The organism is Isoptericola halotolerans, assembly GCF_045689585.1.
Taxonomy (GTDB): Bacteria; Actinomycetota; Actinomycetes; order Actinomycetales; family Cellulomonadaceae; genus Isoptericola; species Isoptericola halotolerans_B.
This window is the reverse complement of record NZ_CP140108.1, coordinates 3488264-3514840: the sequence shown is the minus strand read 5'-3', so window position 1 is coordinate 3514840 and position 26577 is coordinate 3488264. Positions and strand designations below refer to the sequence as shown.

Below are 26577 nucleotides of genomic sequence, written 5' to 3'. Positions count from 1 at the left end.
TGAGTGGCGCTGATGCGTCACCGCGGTCGAGAGGAGGAGGCGCGGTGCTGGACCCGCAGGGGATCTACGAGGTCGACGACCAGGCGTTCGCACGGACGCTGGGCGACGGCACGTCCACGACGCCCGCAGGGACGTCCCAGACCGGACCGGTGCTCGTCCACGCGCTGCGCGGGTTCGTCGACGCGGGGGCGGCGGGCGAGGTGGCCGTCGAGCACCTCCTGGAGCGATTCTCAGTCACCCGGCTGGCCACGTTCGACGTCGACCGGCTCGTCGACTACCGCTCGCGCCGGCCGCCGATGACGTTCGACGCCGACCGCTGGACCGAGTACGACGAGCCGTCGCTCGTCGTGGACCACCTCACCGACGACGAGGGCGCGGGGTTCCTGCTGCTGCACGGCGTCGAGCCGGACCTGCAGTGGGAGCGCGTCGCGGCCGCCGTGCGCGAGCTCGTGGAGCGGTTCGACGTGTCCCTGACCGTCGGCGTCCACGGCATCCCGATGGGGGTGCCGCACACCCGTCCGCTGTCGTTGACGGCGCACGGCACGCGCGAGGGCCTCGTCGAGGACTACACGTCGTTCTTCGGCCGGGTGCGCGTGCCCGGGTCGCTCGGCGCGCTGCTGGAGCTGCGCCTGGGGCAGACCGAGCACGACGCGCTGGGCGTCACCGTGCACGTGCCGCACTACCTCGCTCAGTCGAGGTACGTCCCGGCCGCCGTGGTCGCGCTGCAGCACGTGGAGAAGGCGACGGGCCTCGCGCTCGGCACCGACGGGTTGGCGGAGGCTGCGGCCGAGGCGCAGGTGGAGGTCGCCGAGCTGGTGGCCCAGAACGACGAGATGGCCGCCGTCGTGCACCAGCTCGAGGAGCAGTACGACGCCTTCACGCGATCGGTCGGCCGGACGAACCTGCTCGCGGAGGACGCGGCGCTGCCGACGGCCGACGAGCTGGGTGCGGAGTTCGAGCGGTTCCTGGCCCAGCGCGACGAGGGCTGACGTCCGCCCGCGTACTCCGTGCACATCGCAGTGGTCCGTGCCACACTGACGGGCGTCGCACCTGCTCACCGGCGTACGGGCCGGCACCCCGGGCAGGGGTGACGGCGGGTGCCCGTCCGGTGCACCCGTGCATCGGACGGAAGGTCGAAGGATCAGCATGGCGCAGGGTTCTGTGAAGTGGTTCAACTCCGAGAAGGGCTACGGGTTCATCGCCCAGGACGGCGGCGGGGCCGACGTCTTCGTCCACTACTCGGCGATCCAGACGCAGGGGTACCGCACGCTCGACGAGGCCCAGCGGGTGGAGTTCGAGATCACGCAGGGGCCGAAGGGTCCGCAGGCGGAGCAGGTCGTCCCGCTCTGACCGCTGGACGTCCCCCGAGGGCCGCCGCTCCGGAGCGGAGCGGCGGCCCTCGCTGCGTCCGGGCGTCCGGGGCGCCGCACGGCGTCAGGCGGACAGGCCGGCGAACCGGGTGACGTCGTCGGTGACGAGCAGCCGCGCGGGGACGGGCAGGCTGCGCAGGTCCCGGGCGAGGCCCGCGTCGCGCAGGTCGACGACGGCCGGGTCGTCCGTGCGGCCGGCGGGGTCGTCGGTGGGAGCGCGGACGGCCGCCAGCACCACGTTGCCGTACCGGCGGCCCTTGAGGACGGCGGGCTCGGCGACGAGGCCGAGCCGGCCGGTGCGGGCGCTCTCCGTCCCGAAGGCGTCGGCGAGAGCCGCCGCCTCCCGGCGAGCCAGGTGCAGCGGTGGCCGGTCGGCGCAGTTGGCGAGCAGCACCCCGCCGGGACGCAGCACGCGGTGAGCGGCGACGGCGAACTCCGCTCCCACGAGGTGGTCGGGTGTCCGGTCCCCGTCGAACACGTCGCGGACGACGACGTCGAAGGACGCCGCCGGGAGCCCGGCGAGCGCGTGGCCGGCGTCCTCGGCCCGCAGCCGCAGGCGGGGTGACCGTGGCAGGTCGAACCAGTCGCGCACGAGGGTCAGGAGGCGCGCGTCGATGTCGACGCCGAGCTGCCGCGACCCCGGGCGGGCGTGCTCCACCTGGCGCGGCAGCGCGCAGCCCGCGGCGCCCAGGTGGAGCGCGCGCACCGGCCCGGGCGGCAGCAGGTCGATCACCGCGGCCATCTGCTGGAGGTACTCGAAGGCGAGGAATCCCGGGTCGGCGAGGTCCAGGCACGAGCTCGGCACGCCGTTGACGTGCAGGGTCATCCGTGCCGGATGGTCGGGGTCCTGCTCGACGTGCGCCGTGCCGGTGTCGATCGGCACCGGCGCGGTGGGGACTGTCGGTGCCGCGCGGGACGATCGGTCCGGACGGGGACGGGAGCGTCTGGCCATGAGGACAGTCTCTCGCGCCCGCCAGGACAGACGGGCGAGGTCTTGACATGATCGAACAAGCGTTCGAAGATGCTCTCGAGGGATGGTCCCCGGCAGGGTCAGGAGGTGCACGATGACCGCACGAGGTGGTGTCCCGGTGGCCCGCCGCGTGGACGACCTGCTGGCGCGGGCGGACGCGGAGCTCGCGGCGGCGGTGCTGGCCGCCGACCCGGGGGAGCGGTTCGTCCATGCGCACCTCGCGGCGCTGCGTTCGGCGGCGGCTGTCGTGGCGCTCCACGGCGACGCCCCGCGCGGGCGCGCGCGAGCGGTGTGGGAGCTGCTGACCCGGGTCGAGCCGGAGCTGGCCGCCTGGAGCGTGTACTTCGCCTCCGGGGCGCGGCTGCGTGCGGCGGTGGACGCGGGCTTCGGCGACGACGTCCCCCCGGCCCGTGCGGACGAGCTGCTGGCGTGCGCGGAGGACTTCCGCGACGAGGTCGGTCTGCGGGTGGACCCGGGTGCCGGCTTCGCGCTGTCCGGCCGGGGCGCCGCGACGGCGGCGTCGTGAGCCGCGGGCCGCGGTCGGCGGCCGTACGCCGCGACTGGGGGCACGACGAGGACGGAGCGTCCGTCCTGCACGTCGACATGGACGCGTTCTTCGCCTCGGTGGAGCTGGCGCGCCGTCCCGAGCTGCGGGGCCGGCCGGTGATCGTCGGCGGTCGGGAACGAGGGGTGGTGCTGGCGGCCACCTACGAGGCGCGCGCCTACGGCGTCCGGTCGGCGATGTCGATGACCCATGCCCTGCGGCGCTGCCCGCAGGCGATCGTCGTGCCGCCCGACCACCGCCTCTACCGGGACGTGTCGCGGTCGGTCATGGCGATCCTGGGCGACGTGACGGCGGTCGTCGAGCAGGTGTCGGTCGACGAGGCCTTCCTCGACGTGGCGGGTGCCCGGCGCAGGCTCGGGCTGCCGACGCGGATCGGGGCGGCGCTGCGCGAACGGGTCCGCGCCGAGCACGGCATCACCTGCTCCGTCGGCGTGGGACGGAACAAGCTGGTGGCCAAGCTGGCGTCGACCCACGCCAAGCCCGACGGGATGATGCTCGTGCCGGCCGCGGCGACGGAGGAGTTCCTGCGTGCCCTGCCGGTCGGCGCGCTGTGGGGCGTCGGGGACAAGACGGAGCAGGTGCTCGCACGGTGGGGGATCACGACCGTGGCAGAGCTCGCCGACACCGACCTGGACGTCCTGCAGGCAGCGGTCGGGAGGGTCAGCGGCGCGCACCTGCACGATCTCGCGTGGGGGAGGGACCCGCGCCCGGTGGTGGCCGGGCGCGCCGAGCGCAGCATCGGCGCGGAGTCGACCTTCGGGCAGGACGTGCGCGACCTCGACGAGGTGGCTCGCCGGTTGCGGGAGCTCTGCGACCGGGTGGCCGGCCGGCTGCGGCGCCAGGGCGTCGTCGCCCGCACGGTCGCGCTGAAGGTCCGCACCAGCGACTTCCGCACCATGTCCCGGTCGCGCACGCTGGAGGTGCCGACCGACGTGGCGCAGGAGGTCTACGCCGTCGCTCGCGAGCTGCTCGTCGCGGTCGACCTGCAGGGCTTGCCGGTGAGGCTCGTCGGGGTCCGGGGGGAGAACCTCCGAGACCGTGCCCGGACCACCTCGCAGCCGACGCTCTTCGAGGAGGAAGAGACGCCCGGGGGGTCTCGCCGCGACGCGGAGCTCGCGGTGGACGCCGTCCGGGAGAGGTTCGGCTCGGCGGTGATCGCGCTGGGCGCCCCGTCGACTACCGTCCGGGGCTCAGCAGGCATATCCTAGGGGTCAGGCCACGAAACTACAGCGAGATCGGGGGGCCCGATGCCTCTGTCCGAGTACGAGCAGCGCGTGCTGGAGCAGATGGAGCGCGCGCTGGAGAGCGACGACCCCCGGCTGGCCACGACGCTCCAGCGGTCCAGCCGGCGTTCCCCCCTGCGCTACGTCCTCGCCGGGCTGTGCGTGGTGCTGGGACTGGTGCTCCTGGTCATCGGCGTGGCGTCCTCGCTGACGCTGCTCGGTGTCGCGGGATTCGTCCTGATGTTCGCGGGCGTGGTCTACGCTTTCTCGGCTCCGCGCAAGAAGGGCCCCCAGGGTGTCGTCGACGCCGACGGCACGGTCCACCCGCCGACCGGTTCCGGGCAGGCCTCCGCCGGTGGCCGACGGTCGGGGTCGACGTCCGCCAAGGGCCCGTCCGCCAAGGGTCCGGGGCTGCTGGCGCGCCTCGAGGAGCGGTGGGACCGGCGACGCGAGCAGGGTCGCTGACTCCGCTCGACCCGTAGCCACGCACCGGCATCCCACGCACCCGCGTCGACGTCGCTCGGACCTCGAGGTCCGCGGCGCTTCAGCCCCGGTTCGTCAGCCGCTCGCTCACCCGGGCCGCGACCACGGCCAGGTCCTGCCCGTCCTCGTCCGCGTCGTGGGTCAGCTCGGCAGGCCCCGCGTACCGGGTCCGCTCGACCGCCAGCGCCAAGGTCTCCAGGTCGTCGCGCACCTGCGTCGGTGCCCGGCCGTGCGCCCGCTCGACGGCGTCGATCACCGCCTGCGGTGCCTGCCGGGGAGTCGTCGGAGCCGGGAGGGTCACACCGTCGCGGTCGAGCGCGGTGATCACCCGACGCCAGGCGCTCTCGGCGTCGACGGGACCGGAGTCACGGCGCCCCCGCCACCAGAGGAGCAGGCCGGCCGCGGCTACCGCGACGATCACCCCACCGAGGGCGACCCACGCCCACGGTGACCAGGTGGACTCCGGCTCCGGAGCCACCGCGACGTCCGGCTCGGCCGGAGCGGGGTCGGACTCGACCGGCTCCGGCCGCTCGGCCGCGGGGGGTGGGACCTCCTGCGGGTCCGGGGCGGGAGCCGGGTCGTCTGCGGTCGCCGTCGTGTACTCGGGCGCGGCTCCCGTCTGCGTGGCGGGGGTGGGCTCGAACCGGACCCAGCCGACGCCCTCGAAGAACAGCTCCGGCCAGGCGTGCGACTCCTGGCCGGTCACCTCCCAGCGCGCCTCGCCCGTCTCCGGGTCCTCGTCGGAGTCGCCGGGCAGGAATCCGACACCCAGCCGTGTGGGGATGCCCAGGGTGCGGGCCATCACTGACATGGTCGTCGCGAACTGCACGCAGTAGCCGGTGCGGTGCTGCAGGAAGTCCCACACGGGGTCGCCGGTGCCGCCGCGGGGGAGCTGGGTGGAATAGGTGAACGTGGCCGGGTCGCGCAGCCACTGCTGCAGGGCGACGGCCTGGTCGTAGGCGTTGTCGGCGTCGTCGGTCACCTCGGCGGCGATCTCTGCCACGTCCTGCGCGTGCTCGGAGTCGGGCACGGTGAGGTAGGCGTCCTCGACGACGCCGGGCCCGGCGTCGCGCAGCAGCGCCGGGTCGAGGTTCCGGGCGAGGACCCCGAGGGCGTACGTGTCGCCCACGTCCGTGCGGTCGCCGACCACCTCGTCGCGCAAGGGGTCGTAGCCCCACGTGCCCCCGACGTCGACGCGGCGCGGCTCGACGGCGACGGGAAGCTGGTCGTCGCGCAACGACCCCACCGTGACGGCCACGTCCTGCCGCTCCTGCAACGTTCCGGCGTCGAGTTCGGTGGGCCACAGCAGCGTGTCGGACGCGAGGGGCTGCCCGTCGCGCTCGTCGCCGCGCTGCCAGCGCCGACCGTCGAACGCGCTCGCGGTGTAGGTGCGCAGCGGGCCCAGGTCCTCCCCGTCCCCCGTGTACGTGAGCACCACCTCGTCGGACCGCTCGGTGAGGCTGCTCAGCACGTCGAGGTCCTCGGCGAGCTGGATCGTGTCGCCCGTCGTGGTGAAGCTCTGGTACCAGGCCCCGGCGTAGCCGGGCAGGTTGCTCGAGGCAGCCGCCACCACGCCCGCGGTCAGGGCGACCACCAGTGCGACCGCGGTCGTCGCGAGGCTCCGGGCGCCCTCGGCCCGTCGCACGGAAGCGGGGGGTCTCTCGACCCGCGGGGGCCTGCGGTCGTCGATCGAGACGGACAGCAGCAGGAGCAGCGCGGTCACCACCACGACGAACACGCCGGTCGGCACCTCTCCGACGAGCACCAGCGGGGGGCACCACAGGGCGAGCAGCGGGAGCCCGACGGCAGCCGGCCAGCGCAGGCCGCCGGCCAGCGCGTCCGCGAGCAGCAGCACCGCCAGCGTCCCGCCCACCGTCAGCAGGGTGATCGGCAGCGTGCCGGGCACCGGAGCGACCTCGGACCGGATGATCTCGCCCGCGTCGCCGAGACGGTCGACCACCCGGGCGAGGCTCTCCGGCCCGACGAGCAGCTCCGGCCGGGAGGTGGGGCCGCCGTAGTGCGCCAGCACGTACCAACCGGCGACCACGGTGCCGACGAGGGTCGGCACGACGGAGCCCGTGCCGGTGTCGCGGCGGTCGCGCCGACGAGACCTGCGCTCGAGCAGGGCGCGCGTGAGGCCGGTGGCGACGGCGACCAGCGCGATGCCGGTGAGCCCGGTGCGGACCCAGTCGCCGGGGAGCACCAGGGCGGTGAGGGCGAACATCGAGGCGGCCACCGCCGACGCCACCAGGGCGGTGGCCGCGACGAGCCGGACCGTCGGGCCGGCGTACGCGGGGATCATGCGACGTGCTCCGTCAGTGTCGCCCAGACGCGTTCGACGGGGGTGCCCGCGGAGCAGGTCGTGACACGCCAGCCGGCCGCGCGCAGGTCGTCCACGGTGGGCTCCACGTCGTGGCGGCTCCCCGGTTCACGGGGTACCAGGAGCAACGCCCAGGAGGTGCCGTCGGCCCCCAGTGACGCGACCGCGTGCCGCGGGCCCTCGCCGAGGGGGCCGAGCACGGCGACGGTGACCTCCGCACGGACTCGGTCCGCCCGCAACGCCCGGACCGTGGTGGTCAGCGCCTCGTCGGCCGCGGCGCCACGGACGCCGGTGAGGTCGACCGTCGCGTCGAGGATCTGGGCGTGGCCGCTCCGGCGCCCGGACGCGTGCTCGGTGCGCGTCGGCACGGTGCTGGTGGCGACGAGCCTCGTGGGGTGTCCCGCGCCGAGGAACGAGGTCGCCACGGAGGCGGCGAGCTCGACGGCCCACTCGCCGTCGTCGACCTGCGGCCGGCTCGGTGGGCGCGCACCGGGACGGTTCTCCGCGGGCGGGGCGAGGAGCCGGCGGTCCAGCAGGACGGTCGCCGGTCGCAGGCCGGCGCTCTCGTCCGCACGCACCATGAGCCGGCCCTGCCGGGCCGAGCCCGCCCAGTGCACCCGGCGGGGGTCGTCGCCCGGGACGTACTCCCGCAGCACCGAGTCGTCGCTGGAGGCGAGCCGGGCCCCGGCGGCGGCTCGGTCGACGTCGCCGAGCGCCGCCGTGCGGGCCGAGAGCGCGGTGGTCCGGGGCCAGACCGACACCCTGGTCGCGGGGCCGAGCGGCTGGGTGGTCCGCGCGAGCCCGAACACGTCGGTCCGGGTGGTCAGGACCGGTCCCAGCGGCCACCGCCCCCGTCGGGCGGGGGCGAGCGAGTACTGGACCGCGATGTGGTCCGGGTGGGTGCGGACCCGTGCCCGGATGCCGGAGGGCCCCGCGAGCTCGTGGGCCGCCTGCTCCGAGAGCCGCAGACGTGCCAGGCGCTCGTACGCGGCCCCGGTCCGGGCCCGTGCTCGCCGGGTGGTCGCCGACCGGCCGGCGACAACGGGGTCGGGCTCGATGTGCCGCTCGACGTCCAGGGCACCGCGGCCGGCGTCGAGGCGCTGCCATCCCAGTGCGACGCAGGCGGCGGCGACGCTCAGGACTCCCGCTGCCCCGAGCCCGACGAGGTCGGGCAGGTCGAGGACGACCCCGGTCGCCGCGAGGACGACGCCCGCGACCACGAGCGCGCCGCCGCGACCGGTCGGACGGACCCGCGCCAGCTGCCGCAGCGCGGTGCCGACGCGCCGTCCGGTGCCTCGGTGTCCGGTGCGCTGCCCGGCGCGCTCCTGCGCGCCCGGGTGCTGCCGCGACATCTCAGCGGCTCGGGCCGGAGGGCCTGCCGACGGCCGGGCGCCGCGTCGGGGCGGGCACGGCGGCCTCTGCCGGCACGACCGTCCGCTCGACGACGTCCCGGACGACGTCCGTGGCGCTCACCCCGGCGAGCCGCGACTCCGTCGAGAGGATGAGCCGGTGCGCCAGCACGGGGACGGCGAGCGCCTGGACGTCGTCCGGCAGGACGTGCAGGCGTCCTGCCATCGCCGCGTGGGCCTTGGCGACCCGGAGGAGCTGGAGTGAGGCACGGGGGGAGGCGCCCAGCCGCAGACCCGCGTGGTCACGCGTCCCGACCGCGAGGTCGATGATGTACTGCTTGACGGCAGGGGACGCGTGCACGGCGCGGATCCAGCCGGCGTACCGGGTCATCGCCTCCGCGGACGTGACGGGTTCGAGGTGCGCGAACGGGTCGGCCGCCTGCTGCGAGTCCAGCATGCGCATCTCGGCGGCGTTGTCCGGGTAGCCGACCGCGAGCCGGGCCATGAACCGGTCGCGCTGGGCCTCCGGCAGCGGGTAGGTCCCCTCCATCTCGACCGGGTTCTGCGTCGCGACGACGAGGAACGGCCGCGGCAGCGGGTAGGTGGTGCCGTCGACCGTCGTCTGCCCCTCCTCCATGCACTCGAGCAGGGCGGACTGGGTCTTGGGCGAGGCACGGTTGATCTCGTCGCCGATCACGACGTTGTTGAACACCGGTCCGGGGCGGAACTCGAACTCCCCGGTGGTGGAACGGTAGATGTTCACGCCGGTCAGGTCGCTCGGCAGCAGGTCGGGGGTGAACTGCACCCGTCCGACGCGGCAGTCGATGGTCCGGGCGAGGGCCTTGGCGAGGGTGGTCTTGCCCACGCCGGGGACGTCCTCGACGAGCAGGTGGCCCCCGGCGAGGAGCACGGCGACGGTGACGCGGGCGAGGTCGGGCCGGCCGGTGACCACGGACTCGACCGCCTGGCGCACCCGGCCGGTCGCGGCGACGAGCTCACTCAGACCGGCGCGGAGCGCGTCGGGGCCGGGGTCGACCGGAGGCTGGCCCGCGCTGACGGCGCTGGCGGGGTGGTCGGTGTGCACAGGTGGCCCTCCGGATCGTGCGTCAGGTGCTGTGAGCAGCCTAGTCGCTCCGTGACCTGCGCGTGACCTCGGTCACGTGGCGACGCGCAGAGCCCTCCACCGCCCTCCACCGCGGTGAGTGGCGCGTGACCTGCGTCGACGGCGACGCAGCGCGCCGGATGGGCACCACTACCCATCCTGTGGCGCGCCTGGTGGAGCAAAGTGGAGTAGCGTGGAGGAAGCGGGAGCCCGAGGGGAGGTGCGGACCGTGGCAGGAGTACTGGGGGACCAGTTCCCGGGCACAGGGCTGCTTCTCGGCACGTACACCCCTCGGCTCGACGAGAAGGGCCGGCTCATCCTTCCGGCGAAGTTCCGTGCCCGTCTCGCCGCAGGGCTCGTCATGACGCGAGGACAGGAGCGCTGCCTGTTCCTGCTGCCGATGGACGAGTTCTCCCGCATGTACGAGCAGGTCCGGCAGGCGCCGGTCACCAGCCGGCAGGCGCGCGACTACCTGCGCGTGTTCCTGTCGGGGGCGAGCGACGAGGTGCCGGACAAGCAGGGCCGTGTGGTCATCCCCGCGGCGTTGCGCGAGTACGCAGGTCTCGACCGGGACGTCGCGGTGATCGGTGCCGGCACCCGGGTGGAGGTCTGGGACGCCCGGGCGTGGGAGACCTACCTGGCCGAGCAGGAGTCGTCGTACTCCGACGTGGCCGAGGAGATCTTCCCCGACCTGCAGTTCTGACGGGACCGGAAGCACGAGGGCACGAGGGCAAGACAACAGCACGACAGCAGATCGACGACACGGCGGCCCGCACGGCGAGGCCTCCTCCCGCGAGGGTCTGCCGCCACTTCCCCGGCGGCAGAACGACGCGGAGGGAGACCTGACCGGGCGGACGTGACCCGCAGGAGCGACGAGGGGAGGCAGCATGAGCACGCACGACGACGACGCCGCACGGCCCGCGCGGGACCGGCACGTCCCGGTGCTGCTGCAGCGCTGCGTCGACCTGCTCGCCCCGGCGCTCGCCGAGCGGGGCAGCGTGCTCGTGGACTGCACCCTCGGGATGGGCGGGCACACGGAGGCCGTCCTCGAGCAGGTCCCCACCGCTCGCGTGCTGGGGGTGGACCGCGACCGGCAGGCGCTGGAGCTGGCGTCCGTCCGTCTCGCTCGGTTCGGCGACCGCTTCACACCGGTCCACGCCGTCTACGACGAGGTCGTCGACGTCGCGGCCGAGCACGCGGGCACCGCCGACGGGCTCGTGCAGGCCGTGCTCATGGACCTCGGCGTCTCGTCGCTGCAGCTCGACGAGGCGGACCGCGGGTTCGCGTACGCCCAGGACGCGCCCCTCGACATGCGGATGGACCAGTCGCGCGGGATGACGGCGGCCGACGTGCTCAACACGTACGACGAGCGTGACCTCGCGAGGATCCTGCGGGTGTACGGCGAGGAGCGTTTCGCGCCCCGCGTCGCCCGTGCGCTGGTCCGCCGGCGCGAGGAACGGCCGTGGGAACGCACGGCCGAGCTCGCCGAGACCGTTCGCGCCGCGATCCCGGCCGCCGCGCGCCGCACCGGCGGCAACCCCTCCAAGCGCACCTTCCAGGCGCTGCGCATCGAGGTCAACGGGGAGCTGGAGGTGCTCGAGCACGCGGTGCCCGCGGCGATCGAGGCGCTCGCCGTCGGCGGCCGGATCGTCGTGGAGTCCTACCACTCGCTCGAGGACCGGATCGTCAAGCGGGCGATCGCCCGCGGCACCACCTCGAGCGCCCCGGCCGGTCTCCCGGTCGAGCCCGAGACCCACCGGCCGTACCTCGAGGCGCTGACCCGCGGCGCCGAGGAGGCCGACGACGCCGAGCTGGAGCGCAACCCGCGCTCCGCTTCGGTCCGGCTGCGGGCCGCCCGGCGCCTGCGCCCCACACCTGACCACCTGCTCGGCAGCACCCCACGGAAGGAGTCGCGATGAGCGCCCTGCGAGCCCCCGCGACCATCCCCGAGCGCCGCGGGGAGCCGACGCCTCGGCGTGCGCCGCTGACCGCCGTCGAGGGCGGTGCCGGACGTCGTCTCGACGCCGTCCGGGCCCCGTTGCAGGCGACCTCCGGCGTCCCGTTCATGGTGCTGTGCGCGCTGGTCCTCGTCGGCGCGCTGCTCGCCGCCCTGCTGCTCAACACGACGATGGCGCGTGGCTCGTACGAGATGTCGCGCCTGCAGCGTGAGGTGGGGCTGGTCGCCCAGGACGTCCAGGAGGTCCAGGCGGAGCTGCGGACGGCCGAGTCGTCCCTCGCCGAGGAGGCGAACCGGCTCGGCATGGTCCCGGCCGAGGACATGACCATGCTCTCGGTGGCCGAGGGCGAGGTCGTCGCGGGGACCGCGGAGAAACCGTGAGTGCGACACGCCCGGGGCGGCCCCGCGGGTCCGGGCCGGTGCGGACGCAAGATCGAGGAGTGACGAGGCGAGCCACCGGCCGGGGCCGGACGACGCGCGGCACCGGCGCCACGGGCCGGGGCTCCGGTCCCGGCCGGCGTCCGGGCGCGCGGCCCGCGCCGCGACGTGGCCCCGGAGACCCGGCACGCCGCCAGCGGTGGCTCATCGTGCTGGCCGCGCTCGTGCTGACGGTGTTCGTCGGCCGGCTGGTCCAGGTCCAGGTGGTCCAGGGCGCGGCGCTGGCCTCCGAGGCTCAGCAGGACCGGCTCGTCACCCAGGTCACGCCTGCCCACCGGGGCGACGTCCTGGACCGCGACGGCACCGTGCTGGCCACGTCGGTCGACCGGTACACGATCATCGCGGACCAGGAGTCGATCCAGAACTTCCGGGGCAACTCCCGGCACGACGCCGACGGGGAGCCGGTGCAGGACGGCGCCCTGGGCATCGCCCAGCTGCTGGGTCCGGTGCTGGGCGAGCCGAAGGAGACGCTCGCGGCCAAGCTCAACGGCGAGGACCGGTACGTCAAGCTCAAGGAGGGCGTGGTGCCGGAGGTGCAGCGGGCCGTCGCCGAGCTGGACCTGCGGGTGTACATCCGCACCGAGCTGAGCTCGAAGCGGACCTACCCTTCCGGGGCGGTCGCCGGACCGATCCTGGGCTACGTGAACTCCGAGATGGACGGTCAGGGCGGTGTCGAGGCCGCGTTCGACGACGTGCTGGCCGGGACCGACGGCACCCGCACCTTCGAGCGGGGGCGCGACGGCGTGCCCATCCCGGGCTCGGAGATCGAGTCGGTCCCGGCGGTGCCCGGCCAGGACGTCCGGCTCACGATCGACGGGGACGTGCAGTGGAAGGCGGAGGAGCTGCTCGACGAGGCGGTGCGCGACACCGGCGCGGCGTACGGCATGGCCATCGTCCACGACCTGCGCACCGGTGAGGTCCTCGCGATGGCGGACTCGGGCGGTGTCGACCCGAACGACCGGTCGACCGCTGCCGTCGCCGACGGGTCGCGAGCCGTGAGCGTCGTCTTCGAGCCCGGGTCGACGGGCAAGGTGATCTCGGCCGCGGCAGCCCTCGAGGGCGGTTACTGGGAGCCCACCGACCAGTTCGAGGTGCCCGACACCTACACCGTGGACGGCGAGACGTTCCGCGACTCCCACTCGCACCCGGTCGAGCGGTGGACGCTCGCCGGGATCCTCGCGCAGTCGTCGAACACCGGCACGGTGATGATGGGGCAGGAGATCCCGTTCGCCGTGCGCTACGACTACCTGCGCAAGTTCGGGTTCGGCGAGCGGACGGCGCTGGGGATGGCCGGTGAGAGCGCGGGCCTGCTGCCGGACGAGGACATCGACGACGTCGAGAACCGCACCCCCTACACGATCCTGTTCGGCCAGGGCGTGGCCGTCAGCGCCATGCAGGCCACGCAGGTCTTCTCCACGATCGCCAACGGGGGCGTGCAGATGCCTGCGACCCTCCTGGACGGCACCCAGACGGCCGACGGCGTCCTCACGGACGCCGACCCGGGCGAGGGCACCAGGGTGGTCTCCGAGGAGACGGCGGCCGACGTCCTGACGATGTTGGAGGCAGCGACCAGCGAGGAGGGGACGGGGTCGGCCGCCCAGGTGCCGGGCTACCGGGTCGCCGGCAAGACGGGGACGGCGCAGATGTTCGAGAACGGGGGGACCACCTACATGGCCTCGTACATCGGCGTGGCCCCCGCGGACGACCCGCGCTACACGGTCTCGGTGTTCCTCAGGAGCCCGCGGTCGTCGATCTACGGCGGGGTGGTCGCGGCGCCGGTCTTCAGCGAGCTCATGGGCTTCACGCTGCGCAAGGAGGGTGTCCCGCCCTCCACCGAGCCCGTCGACCAGTTCCCGCTGACCTGGTGACCTGCTCGCAGCAGGTAAGTTCTACCCCGTGACATCCCCGACCGACCGCATCCGTCCCGCGGATCCTGTCCCGCGTCGGCTCGCCGACCTGGCCGCGGCGTTCGACCTGGCCGCGGCGTCCGACCCGACCACGGCCGGGACGGACGCGGCCGACGGCGTCCCGCCCGGGACGACGGTCTCCGCGGTGGCGAGCGACAACCGGGTGGTGGCGCCGGGCGACCTGTTCGTCGCTCTGCCCGGTGCCCGCAGCCACGGTGCCGGGTTCGCCGAGGACGCCGTCCGGCGCGGCGCCACCGCCGTGCTCACGGACCGCGACGGCGCCGCGGCGCTCGGCGGCCTCACGGTGCCCGTCCTGGTCACGGACGACCCCCGGGTGGTGCTCGGGCCCGTGGCGGCGTGGGTGCACGGCGAGCCGGCCGAGCACCTGGCCACGTTCGGGGTGACCGGCACCAACGGCAAGACGACCACGACGTACCAGGTGGACCACCTGCTGCGGGCGCTGGGCCACCGGTCGGGGCTCGTCGGCACCGTCGAGACCCGGGCGGGCGACCGGGTGCTGCCCAGCCGCCTGACGACCCCCGAGGCCGCGGACCTGCAGGCGCTGCTGGCGACCATGCGCGAGGTCGGCGTGGACGCCCTCGCCATGGAGGTCTCGTCCCACGCGGTCGCGATGCACCGCGTCGACGGGATCGTCTTCGACGTGGCGGGCTTCACCAACCTCAGCCAGGACCACCTGGACTTCCACGGCGACCTGCCGACCTACTTCGCGGCCAAGGCGGAGCTCTTCACGCCCGCGCGCTCCCGGCGGGGGGTCGTCGTCGTGGACGACGCCTGGGGTGAACGGATGGCGGCGACCGCCGGGGTGCCCGTCGAGACGGTGCGCACGGTCGCGGCCGAGGGCGAGGCCCCGGTCGCCGACTGGAGCGTGTCGGACGTCACGCCGCACGGCACGGGCTCGGCCTTCACGCTCACGCACGCGGACGGTCGCACGTTGCGGACCTCCACCTCGCTGCCGGGCGCCTTCAACGTGGCCAACGCCGCCCTCGCGGTCGTCATGGTGCTGGCCTCCGGCGTCCCGCTCGCCGACGTGTCGGCGGCGCTCACCACGGTCGACGGGCTGTCGGCCCGGGTCCCGGGCCGGATGGAGGTGGTCGGCGCCGGCGGCGACGGGCACCCGCGGGTGGTCGTCGACTTCGCGCACAACACCGACGCCGTGGAGCTCGCGCTGGCGGCGCTGCGGCCCACCACGGCCGGACGGCTCGTCGTCGTCTTCGGAGCCACCGGGGACCGCGACCCCGGCAAGCGGCCCGCGATGGGCGCCGCCGCGGTCGCGGGCGCCGACGTCGTCGTGCTGACCGACGACGACCCGCACGACGAGGACGCCGCGAAGGTCCGGGGCGAGGTGCTCGCCGGCGCGACGGCTGCGCAGGAGACGGCCCGGGCGGCGGGACGCGAGGTCACCGTCGTGGAGACCGCGCCGCGGGACGCGGCGATCCGCCGCGCCGTGCTCGAGGCCGGCCCGGCGGACACCGTGCTCGTCGCGGGCCGGGGCCACGAGACCATCCAGGAGGTCCGGGGCGTCGACGTCGCCCTGGACGACCGTGTCGAGGCACGCACCGCCCTGCGTGCCCGCTCAGAGAGGACCCCTTCCGCATGATCGAGCTCACCGCCGCCGAGGTCGCCGCCGCGACCACCGGGACGCTGCACGCGGACGGCGCCGTGCCCGTGACCGGGCCGGTGGTCGTCGACTCGCGTCAGGTCGCGCCGGGTGCGCTGTTCGTCGCCGTGGCCGGGGAGCGGGCCGACGGCCACGACTTCGCCGCGGCCGCGGTGGGGGCGGGTGCCGCGCTGGCCCTGACCACCCGTCCGCTCGACGGTGTGCCCTGCGTGGTCGTCGCGGACGTCGAGGTAGCGCTCGGCGAGCTCGCCCGCACGGTGCTCGCCCGGCTGCGCACCGACGGCGACGTGCGGGTCGTGGCCGTGACCGGCTCGGTCGGCAAGACGACCACGAAGGACCTGCTCGGTCAGCTCCTCGCCCCGGACACCGGCGCCGACGCGATCGTCGTGCCGGCCGGGTCGTTCAACAACGAGATCGGCCTGCCGCTGACGGTGCTGCGGGCCACGCCCGCGACGCGTGTCCTGGTCCTGGAGATGGGTGCCGACGCGCCCGGCAACATCGCCGACCTGACGCGCATCGCCCCGCCGGACGTCGGCGTCGTGCTGGCGGTCGGGACGGCGCACCTCGGCCGGTTCGGCGACGTGGAGGCGATCGCCCGGACCAAGGGCGAGATGGTCGAGGGCGTGCGACCCGGCGGCACGGTGGTGCTGAACGTCGACGACTCCCGGGTGTCCGCGATGGCCGGACGGGCCGACCCGTCCACGACGGTGGTCACCTTCGGGACGATCCCGTCGGCGGACGTCCGTGCGCGGGACGTCACGGTCGACGCCGGACGGGCTCGGTTCACGCTGGTGACCGCCGACGGGGAGGCACCCGTCGCGCTGCGTCTCGTGGGCGCGCACCACGTCACGAACGCGCTGGCCGCCGCGGCGGCGGCTCGACGGCTCGGGGTGACGGTCGAGGACGCCGCCGCCCGGCTCTCGACGGCGACCCCGTTGAGCCCGCACCGCATGGCGGTCACCGAGCGTCCGGACGGGGTGACGGTCGTCGACGACTCCTACAACGCGAACCCGGACTCGATGCGTGCCGCGTTGCGTACCCTGGCGGTGATGGCGGGGCGCACCCGCCGGTCGGTCGCCGTCGTGGGGGAGATGCTCGAGCTCGGTGACGCCGCACGTGTCGAGCACGACGCGATCGGTCGGCTCGCGGTCCGGCTCAACGTCAAGCGCCTCGTCGTCGTCGGCGAGGGGGCGTACCACGTCCACGAGGGAGCCCAGCAGGAGGGGTCCTGGGGAGAGGAGTCGGTCTTCGTGCCCGATCTCGAGGCTGCGCTCGAGGTGCTCGACGCCGAGCTGACCGACGGCGACGTCGTGCTCGTCAAGGCGTCCCAGGGCTCCGGGTTGTGGCGGCTGGCCGACCAGCTCGTGGAGGCCCGCGCGTGATCGCCGTCCTCGCCGCCGCCGGCGTGTCGCTCCTCGTCGCGCTGCTCGGCACGCCGCTGTTCATCAAGTTCCTGGTACGCCGCAACTACGGCCAGTTCGTCCGGCAGGACGGTCCGACGGCGCACTTCACCAAACGCGGCACGCCCACCATGGGCGGTGTGGTCATCATCGGGGCGACCCTGCTCGGGGTGGCCGCGTCCATGGTGCTCGCGGGCCGGCCCCCGAGCGCCTCGGCGCTGCTGGCGCTGTACCTCATGACGGGGCTCGGGCTGGTCGGGTTCCTGGACGACTTCACCAAGATCCGCAAGCAGCGGTCGCTCGGGCTGACGGCGCGCGCCAAGATCGTCGGCCAGGGTTTCGTCGGGATCTCGTTCGCGGTGCTGGCCCTGCAGTTCCCCAACGCGAACTCGCGGACGCCGGCCTCCACGCGGATCTCGTTCCTGCGCGACACGAACCTCGACCTCGCGTTCGCGGGCGCGACGGTCGGCCTGATCCTCTTCGTCGTGTGGGCTAACTTCCTCATCACGGCGTGGTCGAACGCCGTGAACCTCACCGACGGTCTCGACGGGCTCGCCACCGGGTCCTCGTTGATCGTGTTCGGCGCCTACGTCCTGGTCGGGATCTGGCAGCTGAACCAGTCGTGCCAGCGGGCCGCCGCGGCCGGGCCGGGCTGCTACGAGGTGCGCGACCCGCAGGACCTGGCGATCGTCGCCGCCGCGATCATGGGGGCCTGCGTGGGCTTCCTGTGGTGGAACGCGAGCCCGGCGAAGATCTTCATGGGGGACACCGGCTCGCTGGCGCTGGGCGGCGCCCTGGCCGGGCTGTCGATCCTCACCCGCACGGAGATCCTGGCGGCGATCATCGGTGGCCTCTTCGTCATCATCGTGATGAGCGACATCATCCAGATCGGGTCGTTCAAGCTCACCGGCAGACGGGTGTTCAAGATGGCGCCGCTGCACCACCACTTCGAGCTGTCCGGATGGGGCGAGGTGACGATCGTCATCCGCTTCTGGCTCATCGCCGGGTTCTTCGCCGCGCTCGGCATGGGGGTCTTCTACGCCGAGTGGGTCGTCAGTTGACCGACCGCGCACGCGGCGCCGGGAGTGCCCATGGCACGGACGGACCGGTGGACGGCGCCCGCGTGGTGGTGGCCGGGCTGGGGGTGACCGGTCGCGCGGTGGTCTCCGCCCTGCGGGGCCGGGCCGCCTCGGTCGTGACGGTCGACTCCCGGGCCGCCGACGCCGACGTCGGCGGCCCGGACGCCACCGACGCCGGTGTCGCCGGGCGCCTGGTGGCGGCCGCCGACCTGCTGGTCGTCTCGCCGGGGTGGCCGCCGTCGGCCCCGCTGCTCGCGGCGGCCCGGTCCGCCGGCGTGCCGGTCTGGAGCGAGGTGGAGCTCGCCTGGCGGCTGCGCGCGGGCGCTCCGTGGCTGGCCGTGACCGGCACCAACGGCAAGACCACCACGGTGCAGATGCTCGCGTCGATCCTCACGGCGGCCGGGCTGCGGACCACCGCCGTGGGCAACGTCGGCACCCCGGTGCTCGCCGCGGCCCAGGACCCCGGGCTCGACGTGCTCGCCGTCGAGCTCTCCAGCTTCCAGCTGCACCACACGACGTCGATGGCGGTCGAGGCCGGCGCGGTGCTCAACGTGGCCGCGGACCATCTCGACTGGCACGGGTCCATGGAGGCCTACGCCGCCGCGAAGGGGCGCGTCTTCCACGGGGCGCGGGTTGCCTGCGTGTACAACGTGGCGGACCCGCGCACCGAGCAGCTCGTGCGGGACGCCGACGTCGCGGAGGGTGCTCGCGCCGTCGGGTTCACGCTGGGCTCCCCGGGTCCCGGGCAGATCGGCGTCGTCGAGGACGTGCTCGTCGACCGTGCCTTCCACGCTCCCGCCGACGCCCGCGACCGGCAGCGCACGGCTGCGGAGCTCGGCACGCTGGCGGACCTCGCGCACCTCGGGCCGGACGGCGCCGCGGCGCACGTCGTCGCCGACGCGCTGGCCGCCGCGGCGCTCGCCCGCGCCCACGGTGTCGAGGCACATGTGGTGCGTGACGGGCTGCGGGCCTTCCGCCCCGACGCGCACCGCGCCGCCGTCGTGCGCACGCTCGACGGCGTGGCGTACGTCGACGACTCCAAGGCCACGAACGCCCACGCGGCGGCCGCCGCCCTGGCGGCCTGCGCGCCGGGCAGCGCGGTGTGGGTCGCGGGCGGGCTCGCCAAGGGGGCGTCCTTCGACGAGCTGGTCTCGACCCGGGCCGACCGGCTGCGGGCCGCCGTCGTCGTCGGGGCCGACCCGACACCTTGGACGGACGCGCTGACGCGACACGCACCCGAGGTCCCGCTCGTGGTGATCGATCCCGGCGACACTGGGACGGTGATGCACCGGGCGGTCAGAGCCGCGCGGGAGCTCGCCGTCCCCGGCGACACCGTGCTGCTCGCACCGGCAGGGGCGTCCATGGACCAGTTCTCGTCCTACGCCGAGCGGGGTGACGCCTTCACCGCCGCGGTGTCGGACCTGGCGTAGGGAGCACGATGGCCACCACCACGGGGTCGCGCACCACCGACCGGCCGTGGCTCGGGCAGTGGAACTCCACGGTGACCAGCTACTACCTGCTCGTCGGGGCGACCGGACTGCTGCTCGTCATCGGGCTGGTCATGGTGTTCTCGAGCTCGACGGTCACGTCGATCGCCGCCGGGGACCCCGCGTGGGCCGAGGGCCTGAAGCAGGCGCGGTTCGCGCTCATCGGTGTCCCGCTGGCGGTCGTGGCGACGCGGATCCCCGTGCGCTGGTACCGCAGGATGGCCTGGCCGGCGCTCGTCGCGGCGGTCGCGCTGCAGTCCCTCACCCTCGTGCCGGCGCTCGCGCGCGGCGCCGGCGGCAACGTGGGCTGGATCTACCTGGGCGGCGGGTTCTCGCTGCAGCCCGCGGAGATCAGCAAGCTGGCCCTGGCGGTGTGGCTGGGCTTCGTGCTGGGGCGCAAGCAGCACCTGCTCGGGTCGTGGGGTCACGCGCTCGTGCCGGCGGTGCCGGGGTCGCTCCTGGTGCTCGGGCTGGTGATGGCGGGCAACGACCTGGGCACCGTCCTGGTCATCGCCGGTCTGGTGGCGGGCGCGCTCTGGGTGGCGGGCGCTCCGTCGCGTCTGCTCGCGCTCGGGGCGGCCGCCGGAGCCTTCGTCGTCGGGTACTTCTTCGTGTACGGCAACGCCAACCGCATGGAGCGCATCCTCACCGTCTACAACGGGTGCGCCGACGTGCAGGACCAGTGCTACCAGTCGCTGCACGGGCTGTGGGGGCTCGGGACCGGTGGGCTCTTCGGCGTCGGGCTGGGCGCGAGCCGCGAGAAGTGGCGCTACCTGCCCGAGGCGCACAACGACTTCATCTACGCCATCATCGGCGAGGAGCTCGGGCTGCTGGGCACCCTGCTGGTGCTCGCGCTGTTCGCCGTGCTGGGCGTGGCGATGGCCCGGGTGGTCCGGCGGCACCCGGACCCGTTCGTGAAGATCACCACGGCGGCGGTCGCCTGCTGGATCGTGGGTCAGGCGTTCCTCAACATCGGGGTGGTCGTCGGGGTCTTCCCCGTCATCGGTGTCCCGCTGCCGCTCGTCTCGGCGGGCGGTTCGGCCCTCATCGCGACGCTCGTGGCGCTCGGCATGGTGATCTCGTTCGCCCGGGACGAGCCGGGGGCCGCCGAGGCGTTCGCGGCCCGCGGCGGCGTCGTGCGGCGGTCGTTGACGGTGCTCGGCCGTGGACGGTCGCGCGCCCGGTAGGGTCCGTGGGGTGAACAGCTCCTCTGTGCGATCCGTCGTGCTGGCCGGTGGTGGGACCGCCGGCCACGTCAACCCTCTGCTCGCCGTCGCCGACGAGCTGCGTGCTCGCGAGCCCGACGCGTCCTTCCTCGTGCTGGGCACGGCGTCCGGCCTGGAGGCCGACCTCGTCCCGGCCCGCGGGTACGAGCTGCGCGAGATCCCTCGGGTACCGCTGCCGCGCCGCCCGAGCGTCGACCTGCTGCGGCTGCCGGGGCGCCTCGGCACGGCCGTCCGGGCCGCCGAGGCGGCGATCGACGAGATCGGCGCGCAGGCCGTGGTCGGCTTCGGCGGGTACGTCTCCACGCCGGCCTACCTGGCGGCGCGGCGGCGCGGCGTGCCCGTGGTGATCCACGAGCAGAACGCTCGGCCGGGGCTGGCGAACCGGCTGGGGGCGCGGTGGGCCGCGGCCGTCGCGACGACGTTCGAGCAGACGGCCCTGCCCGGGTCGACCTGCGTCGGGCTCCCGCTGCGAGCGGAGATCGCCGCGCTCGTCGACGAGCGCGAGGCCGACCCGGTGGGCGCCCGTACCCGGGCGGCGGACGCCCTCGGCCTCGACGCGTCCCTGCCGACGGTGCTCGTCACGGGCGGCTCGTCCGGGGCCGTGCGCGTCAACGAAGCGGTGGCGGGAGCAGCCGAGGCGCTGCTCGGCGCCGGGGTGCAGGTGCTGCACCTGACCGGACGCGGCAAGTCGGACGCCGTGCGCGACGCCGTCGACCGTGCTGTGGCCGCCGGAGGGCACGAGGCGGCGCGGTACCAGGTGCGCGAGTACCTGTCCGAGATGCACCAGGGCCTGGCCGCCTGCGACCTGGTGGTGGCACGGTCCGGTGCGGGCACCGTGTGCGAGCTTGCGGCCCTCGGCCTGCCGGCCGTCTACGTGCCGCTGCCCGTCGGCAACGGCGAGCAACGGCTCAACGCGGCGGGCGTCGTCGGCGCCGGCGGTGGCCTGCTCGTGGAGGACGCGCAGCTCGACGCCGCCTGGGTGGCGGACTACGTGCCAGGTCTGGTGGGCGACGGCGAGCGGCTCGCGTCCATGGCCACCGCCGCCCGGTCGGTCGGGGTCCGGGACGCCGCCGCCCGGGTGGCCGACCTCGTGGCCCGCGCCGTCGACGGCGGCTCGCGATGAGCCCTCCCGGTGCGGGGCGGGACCGGCGCCCGGTGCCCCTGGACGACCTCGGCCGCGTCCACCTCGTGGGTGTGGGCGGGGCGGGGATGTCGGTGGTCGCGCGGCTGCTCGCCGCCCGTGGCCTGCCCGTCCAGGGCTCCGACGCCGTGGAGGGCCCGGCGCTCGCGGCGTTGCGGTCCGACGGCGTCCGGGTGTGGGTGGGTCATGACGCCGCCCACGTCCTCGCCGCGGACGGGAGCGCGTCGGTCGACACCGTCGTCGTGTCGTCGGCGGTGCGCGAGTCGAACCCCGAGCTGGCGGCGGCCCGCACGGCCGGGCTGCGGGTCCTGCACCGCTCCGAGGCGCTGGCCTCGCTCATGGCCGACCGCCGAGCGGTGGCCGTGGCCGGGGCGCACGGCAAGACCACGACGTCGGCGATGGTCGCGGTGGTGCTGCGTGCCGGGGGCATGGACCCGTCGTTCGCGATCGGGGGGACGGTGCGCGTCCGGGCCGAGGGTGGCGAGCACGCGGTGCCCGGGGGGCACGCCGGGACCTCCGACGTGCTCGTCGCGGAGGCCGACGAGTCCGACGGTTCGTTCCTCAACTACGCGCCGACGGTCGCGGTCGTGACCAACGTCGAGGCCGACCACCTCGACCACTACGGCTCCCAGGCGGCGTTCGAGCAGGCCTTCGTCGACTTCGCGGCACAGATCACCTCCGACGGCTGGCTCGTGGCGTGCGCCGACGACCCCGGGTCCGCCCGGCTCGCCGCCACCCACCGGGCCGCCGGGCGGCGCGTGGTCACCTACGGCACGAGCGACGGGGCCGACGTCGCCGTGCGGGACGTCGTCGTCGGCGCCGGGACGGTCCGCGCCGCGGTGCACGGCGGTCCGCTCGGCCCTGCCCCCCTTGCGCTCGACCTGCAGGTCCCTGGCGCGCACAACGCGCTCAACGCCACCGCCGCGGTCGTCGCCGCCACGCTGCTGGGTGTGTCCGCCGTCGACGCCGTGCGCGGGGCGGCCGGGTTCGTCGGCACCGGGCGCCGGTTCGAGCCGCGGGGCGCCGCCGACGGCGTGCGGGTCTTCGACAGCTACGACCACCACCCCACCGAGATCGAGGCGCTGCTGCGCGCGGCACGGCCGGTCGCCGGCGCGGGGCGGGTGATCGTGCTCTTCCAGCCGCACCTGTACTCGCGCACGCAGGCCTTCGCGGACCGGTTCGCCCAGGCCCTGGCGCTCGCGGACGAGGTGGTCGTGACCGGCGTGTACCGGGCCCGTGAGGACCACGACCCGGCCGTCACCGCGCGGACCATCACGGACCTGTCGCGGGGGACCATCTCGGGCGGGAGCCTGCGACCGGTCGAGGACCGGTTGGCGGCCGCGCGGGCAGCGGCCGGCCTGGCTCGTCCGGGCGACGTGCTCCTCACCGTCGGCGCGGGGGACGTGACCGAGCTCGGCGGGGTGATCCTCGACCACCTCGCCCGGCGCCACGGCGTGGCGGGCTCGGACACCGCGGCCGACGGCGCGACCATGGGGTGATGCGCCCGCCACCTCGCCCTCGCACGCCCCAGCGCCCGCCGCGTCCTGCGGGCGGGACGGGCACGGCGTCGCCGAGCGGCACCTCGGGGAGGAAGGCGGGGTCGTCAGCCAGTGCCGCGTCGGTGGGCAGTGCGTCGTCGGCGTCGCGGCGCCCGGCGTCGTCGCCCGGTCGTGCGGTCGAACGGTCCTCTCGTCCGGCCGCGCGCGCCGGCGGCCCGGGTACCGCCGGCCGGGGAGGGGCGTCCGGGAGCGCGGACTCCCCGGCGCGTGTCTCGGCGACGATGGCCGACCGGCTCGCCGAGCGCTCGGCGATGCGGCGTCATCGTTCCTGGCGCGCGGTCGTCGCGGTCGTGCTCGTCCTCGCGATGCTCGGCGGTGCGGGATGGGTCGTGGGCTGGTCGGACCTGCTGGCCCTCGAGCGCTCGGACGTCACCGTGACCGGCGAGGGCAGCACGGTGGACCCGGACGCGGTGCGGGCGGTGGCCGAGGCTTCCGCGGGCACCCCGTTGCTGCGGGTCGACACGGCGGCGATGCGCGACGAGATCCTGCAGATGCGCGGTGTCAAGGACGTGACGGTGACGCGGTCGTGGCCCCAGGGGCTGGACGTCGTCCTGACCGCGCGGGTACCGGTGGCGGCGGTCCCGGACGACGGGCGCTACGTGCTGCTGGACGCCGAGGGCGTCCGTGTCGGGTCGCGCAAGAAGGCTCCCGCGAAGCTGCCCGCGGTCTCGGTGCCCCTCGACGAGGAGTCGGCCGGCAGCCTGCGCGCCGCGCTGGCGGTCGTCTCGGCGCTCCCGCCGGACCTGGCGAGCGAGGTGGAGCAGGTCAGCGCGCAGACGCAGGACGACGTCGAGACCGTGCTCCGCGACGGGGTGACCGTGCGGTGGGGCGGGCAGGGGAGCCTCGAGCTCAAGCTCGAGGTCGTCCGGACCCTGCGCGAGGTGGCGCCGGACGCCGGCGTGATCGACGTCTCCTCGCCCGAGCTGCCGGTGACGAGGTGAGCCGCGGGCGCACGCGACACGCCGGGCCACGTCCGGGCGGCGCCGGTCCGGGCGACCTACCGTCGTCACAGCAGCAACCTGACATAACTCTCACCTTCGACTACAACCTGAGGGTTGGGTCACCGTGAGGTCAGGACCCGGAACGACCCGAGAGGCAACGACGTGGCAACTCCGCAGAACTACCTGGCAGTGATCAAGGTGGTCGGCATCGGCGGTGGCGGCGTGAACGCCGTGAACCGCATGATCGAGGTCGGCCTCAAGGGCGTCGAGTTCATCGCCATCAACACCGACGCGCAGGCGCTGCTGATGTCGGACGCCGACGTCAAGCTGGACGTCGGTCGCGAGCTCACGCGCGGCCTGGGCGCCGGCGCCGACCCCGAGGTGGGCCGCAAGGCCGCCGAGGACCACGAGGAGGAGATCGAGGACGTCCTGCGCGGGGCCGACATGGTCTTCGTCACCGCGGGCGAGGGGGGCGGCACCGGCACCGGTGGTGCTCCTGTCGTGGCCCGCATCGCCCGGTCGCTCGGCGCGCTGACCGTCGGTGTGGTGACGCGGCCGTTCACCTTCGAGGGTCGGCGCCGGTCCGTGCAGGCCGAGCAGGGGATCGAGGCGCTCCGTGAGGAGGTCGACACCCTCATCGTGATCCCCAACGACCGGCTGCTGTCCATGTCGGACAAGAGCGTCTCCGCGATCGCGGCCTTCCACTCGGCCGACCAGGTCCTGCACTCCGGCGTCCAGGGCATCACGGACCTCATCACCACCCCGGGCCTGATCAACCTCGACTTCGCCGACGTCAAGTCGGTGATGCAGGGGGCGGGGTCCGCGCTGATGGGCATCGGCTCGGCCCGCGGGGAGGACCGGGCGGTCCAGGCGGCCGAGCTGGCGATCTCCTCGCCCCTGTTGGAGGCGAGCATCGACGGGGCGCACGGCGTGCTGCTGTCGATCCAGGGCGGCAGCGACCTCGGGCTGTTCGAGGTCCACGAGGCGGCGCGGCTGGTCCAGGAGGCGGCCCACCCGGAGGCGAACATCATCTTCGGCACCGTGATCGACGACGCCCTCGGCGACGAGGTCCGCGTCACGGTCATCGCGGCCGGCTTCGACGGCGGGCTGCCGAAGGCGCGCGAGGACTCGCGGGCGCTCGGGCAGGTCAGCGGGGCCAGCACGTCCCCGGCCGACGGCGCACGCACGGCTGCCGGGGCGACCGGTGCCTCACCCGCCGGCACCTCGCCCGCGACGGCGCCGGTCCCCGCTGCCGAGCCCGCGCACGCCCGGCCGCGACCGATCCCTGCCGGCCCGGACGACGTCCCGGCCAGCCTGCAGCCGGTCGGTTCCGGGCAGGCGCGTCCCGCGTTCACGGTCGTCGAGGACGGCGAGGGCGTGACCGTGGAGCGACCGGTCGAGGTGCCCCGGGTCGCCGAGCGGACCCGGCCCGAGGCGGACCTCGACGTGCCCGACTTCCTCAAGTGACGTCGTCGGCCACCTGGGCCCAGGAGGCGCTGTTGCCCGCGGACCTCGGAGCCGGCCTGCTGCGCGCGGACCTCGGTCCGGGCGTGGTGGCCGGGTTCACGACGCGGCACGGCGGCGTCTCGCCCGCCCCCTGGTCCTCGCTCGACCTCGCGACGTCGACGGGGGACGAGGAGGCCCGGGTGCGCCGCAACCGGGAGCAGGTGGGTGCCTGGGTCGGCGCGCCGGTCGCGTTCGCCACGCAGGTGCACGGCCGTACCGTGCTGTCACTCGGTGCCGCGGAACGCGCCGAGTGGCAGTCCGTGGCCGCCCCGCTCAGCGCCGGAGAGGCCGACGGGCTCGTGACGGCCGAGTCGGGCCTCGGCCTGGGCGTCCTGGTGGCCGACTGCGTGCCCGTGCTCCTCGCCGACCCGGTGGCCCGTGTGGTCGGCGCCGTCCATGCCGGTCGCCGCGGCGTCGTGCTCGGGGTGGTCGACCGTGCGGTCGAGGCGATGCTCGCCCGCGGGGCGCGGGCGAGCGACCTGCGGGCCGCCGTCGGGCCCGCCGTGTGCGGAGCGTGCTACGAGGTGCCCCACGCGCTGCGTGATGAGGTGTCCGCCGTCGTGCCGGAGACCTGGGCGACCACCGACGCCGGCACGCCCGCGCTGGACCTGCCGGCGGGCGTGCTCGCCCGGCTCGCCGCCCACGGCGTGCCGACGACGCACGTCTCACGGTGCACCCTGACCGACCCGGACCTCTTCTCCCACCGGCGGGCCACCGTGGCGGGCGAGGTGACGGGACGGCAGGCAGGCGTGGTCGTGCTGGCCTGAGCGGACCCGCGTCCCGCGGGGCTGCGCGCCGCTCGGGACGCCCGCGGACCGGGTGAGGTGGCTCTCCGGTTCCGGCCGCTCGTCGGCGTGTCGTGTGCGGCCTAGCGCGTCGCCGTGGTTACCGTCAAGTCACTGACCTACCGACGAA

General features: G+C 74.9%; 23 protein-coding genes. 19 read left to right on the top strand and 4 right to left on the bottom strand.

Features of this window, described 5'->3' with window-relative positions:
* Positions 1–44 precede the first annotated feature (44 nt).
* Together UQW22_RS16540 and UQW22_RS16535 are read left to right on the top strand one after the other, a co-directional pair.
* Positions 45–989, top strand: a complete 945-nt coding sequence (locus UQW22_RS16540) for a PAC2 family protein (protein ID WP_407318221.1) — start codon at positions 45–47, stop codon at positions 987–989.
* Positions 990–1146: 157 nt separating this feature from the next.
* On the top strand, positions 1147–1350 hold the full coding sequence (locus UQW22_RS16535; protein ID WP_106267998.1) for a cold-shock protein: 204 nt from the start codon (positions 1147–1149) through the stop codon (positions 1348–1350).
* An 84-nt stretch (positions 1351–1434) separates the two neighbouring features.
* Here the strand turns inward: UQW22_RS16535 and UQW22_RS16530 are convergent, their stop codons facing one another.
* Positions 1435–2253, bottom strand: a complete 819-nt coding sequence (locus UQW22_RS16530) for a spermidine synthase (RefSeq protein WP_407318220.1) — start codon at positions 2251–2253, stop codon at positions 1435–1437.
* A 181-nt stretch (positions 2254–2434) separates the two neighbouring features.
* Here UQW22_RS16530 and UQW22_RS16525 point away from each other — a divergent pair, with 181 nt between their 5' ends.
* Genes UQW22_RS16525 through UQW22_RS16515 form a run of 3 tightly spaced genes read left to right on the top strand, consistent with a single transcriptional unit; the run spans position 2435 to position 4593 of the window.
* On the top strand, positions 2435–2866 hold the full coding sequence (locus UQW22_RS16525) for an SAV_6107 family HEPN domain-containing protein (RefSeq protein WP_407318219.1): 432 nt from the start codon (positions 2435–2437) through the stop codon (positions 2864–2866).
* A complete protein-coding gene (dinB, locus tag UQW22_RS16520) occupies positions 2863–4113 on the top strand; it encodes a DNA polymerase IV (RefSeq protein WP_407318217.1) in 1251 nt (416 codons plus the stop codon). The genes UQW22_RS16525 and dinB overlap by 4 nt, the downstream gene beginning before the upstream one ends.
* A gap of 39 nt (positions 4114–4152) precedes the next feature.
* A complete protein-coding gene (locus UQW22_RS16515) occupies positions 4153–4593 on the top strand; it encodes a DUF3040 domain-containing protein (protein WP_407318215.1) in 441 nt (146 codons plus the stop codon).
* Positions 4594–4672: 79 nt separating this feature from the next.
* Here the strand turns inward: UQW22_RS16515 and UQW22_RS16510 are convergent, their stop codons facing one another.
* The 3 genes from UQW22_RS16510 to UQW22_RS16500 are packed head-to-tail and all read right to left on the bottom strand — an operon-like array spanning position 4673 to position 9364.
* Positions 4673–6913: a transglutaminaseTgpA domain-containing protein gene (locus UQW22_RS16510; RefSeq protein WP_407318213.1), complete on the bottom strand. Its 2241-nt coding sequence runs from the start codon at positions 6911–6913 to the stop codon at positions 4673–4675.
* Positions 6910–8283 carry a DUF58 domain-containing protein gene (locus UQW22_RS16505; RefSeq protein WP_407318211.1) on the bottom strand — a complete coding sequence of 458 codons (1374 nt, stop codon included), beginning with the start codon at positions 8281–8283 and terminating at the stop codon, positions 6910–6912. Before UQW22_RS16505 ends, UQW22_RS16510 begins: the two co-directional genes overlap by 4 nt.
* Position 8284: 1 nt before the next feature.
* Positions 8285–9364 carry an AAA family ATPase gene (locus UQW22_RS16500; RefSeq protein ID WP_407318210.1) on the bottom strand — a complete coding sequence of 360 codons (1080 nt, stop codon included), beginning with the start codon at positions 9362–9364 and terminating at the stop codon, positions 8285–8287.
* Between the two features lie 286 nt (positions 9365–9650).
* Between UQW22_RS16500 and mraZ the strand changes: the two genes are divergently transcribed.
* From mraZ to pgeF, 14 genes are all read left to right on the top strand, one after another.
* Positions 9651–10085, top strand: a complete 435-nt coding sequence (gene mraZ, locus UQW22_RS16495) for a division/cell wall cluster transcriptional repressor MraZ (protein WP_106268287.1) — start codon at positions 9651–9653, stop codon at positions 10083–10085.
* Between the two features lie 184 nt (positions 10086–10269).
* On the top strand, positions 10270–11301 hold the full coding sequence (rsmH, locus tag UQW22_RS16490) for a 16S rRNA (cytosine(1402)-N(4))-methyltransferase RsmH (RefSeq protein ID WP_407318209.1): 1032 nt from the start codon (positions 10270–10272) through the stop codon (positions 11299–11301).
* Positions 11298–11720: a hypothetical protein gene (locus tag UQW22_RS16485; RefSeq protein ID WP_407318208.1), complete on the top strand. Its 423-nt coding sequence runs from the start codon at positions 11298–11300 to the stop codon at positions 11718–11720. Before rsmH ends, UQW22_RS16485 begins: the two co-directional genes overlap by 4 nt.
* A 59-nt stretch (positions 11721–11779) precedes the next feature.
* On the top strand, positions 11780–13645 hold the full coding sequence (locus UQW22_RS16480; protein WP_407318206.1) for a peptidoglycan D,D-transpeptidase FtsI family protein: 1866 nt from the start codon (positions 11780–11782) through the stop codon (positions 13643–13645).
* A gap of 28 nt (positions 13646–13673) precedes the next feature.
* A complete protein-coding gene (locus UQW22_RS16475) occupies positions 13674–15302 on the top strand; it encodes a UDP-N-acetylmuramoyl-L-alanyl-D-glutamate--2,6-diaminopimelate ligase (RefSeq protein WP_407318205.1) in 1629 nt (542 codons plus the stop codon).
* On the top strand, positions 15299–16705 hold the full coding sequence (gene murF / locus UQW22_RS16470; RefSeq protein ID WP_407318204.1) for a UDP-N-acetylmuramoyl-tripeptide--D-alanyl-D-alanine ligase: 1407 nt from the start codon (positions 15299–15301) through the stop codon (positions 16703–16705). Before UQW22_RS16475 ends, murF begins: the two co-directional genes overlap by 4 nt.
* Positions 16702–17784, top strand: a complete 1083-nt coding sequence (gene mraY, locus UQW22_RS16465) for a phospho-N-acetylmuramoyl-pentapeptide-transferase (RefSeq protein ID WP_407318202.1) — start codon at positions 16702–16704, stop codon at positions 17782–17784. The genes murF and mraY overlap by 4 nt, the downstream gene beginning before the upstream one ends.
* Positions 17785–17831: 47 nt before the next feature.
* Complete coding sequence (murD, locus tag UQW22_RS16460) at positions 17832–19232, top strand: UDP-N-acetylmuramoyl-L-alanine--D-glutamate ligase (RefSeq protein ID WP_407318201.1); 1401 nt, start codon at positions 17832–17834, stop codon at positions 19230–19232.
* Between the two features lie 8 nt (positions 19233–19240).
* Positions 19241–20476, top strand: a complete 1236-nt coding sequence (locus tag UQW22_RS16455) for an FtsW/RodA/SpoVE family cell cycle protein (RefSeq protein ID WP_407318199.1) — start codon at positions 19241–19243, stop codon at positions 20474–20476.
* Positions 20477–20486: 10 nt separating this feature from the next.
* Complete coding sequence (murG, locus tag UQW22_RS16450; protein WP_407318198.1) at positions 20487–21638, top strand: undecaprenyldiphospho-muramoylpentapeptide beta-N-acetylglucosaminyltransferase; 1152 nt, start codon at positions 20487–20489, stop codon at positions 21636–21638.
* Complete coding sequence (murC, locus tag UQW22_RS16445; protein WP_407318197.1) at positions 21635–23155, top strand: UDP-N-acetylmuramate--L-alanine ligase; 1521 nt, start codon at positions 21635–21637, stop codon at positions 23153–23155. The genes murG and murC overlap by 4 nt, the downstream gene beginning before the upstream one ends.
* A 281-nt stretch (positions 23156–23436) precedes the next feature.
* Positions 23437–24156 carry a cell division protein FtsQ/DivIB gene (locus UQW22_RS16440; RefSeq protein WP_407318195.1) on the top strand — a complete coding sequence of 240 codons (720 nt, stop codon included), beginning with the start codon at positions 23437–23439 and terminating at the stop codon, positions 24154–24156.
* Positions 24157–24318: 162 nt separating this feature from the next.
* A complete protein-coding gene (ftsZ, locus tag UQW22_RS16435) occupies positions 24319–25623 on the top strand; it encodes a cell division protein FtsZ (RefSeq protein ID WP_407318194.1) in 1305 nt (434 codons plus the stop codon).
* Complete coding sequence (gene pgeF / locus UQW22_RS16430; RefSeq protein ID WP_407318193.1) at positions 25620–26429, top strand: peptidoglycan editing factor PgeF; 810 nt, start codon at positions 25620–25622, stop codon at positions 26427–26429. The genes ftsZ and pgeF overlap by 4 nt, the downstream gene beginning before the upstream one ends.
* Positions 26430–26577 lie beyond the last annotated feature (148 nt).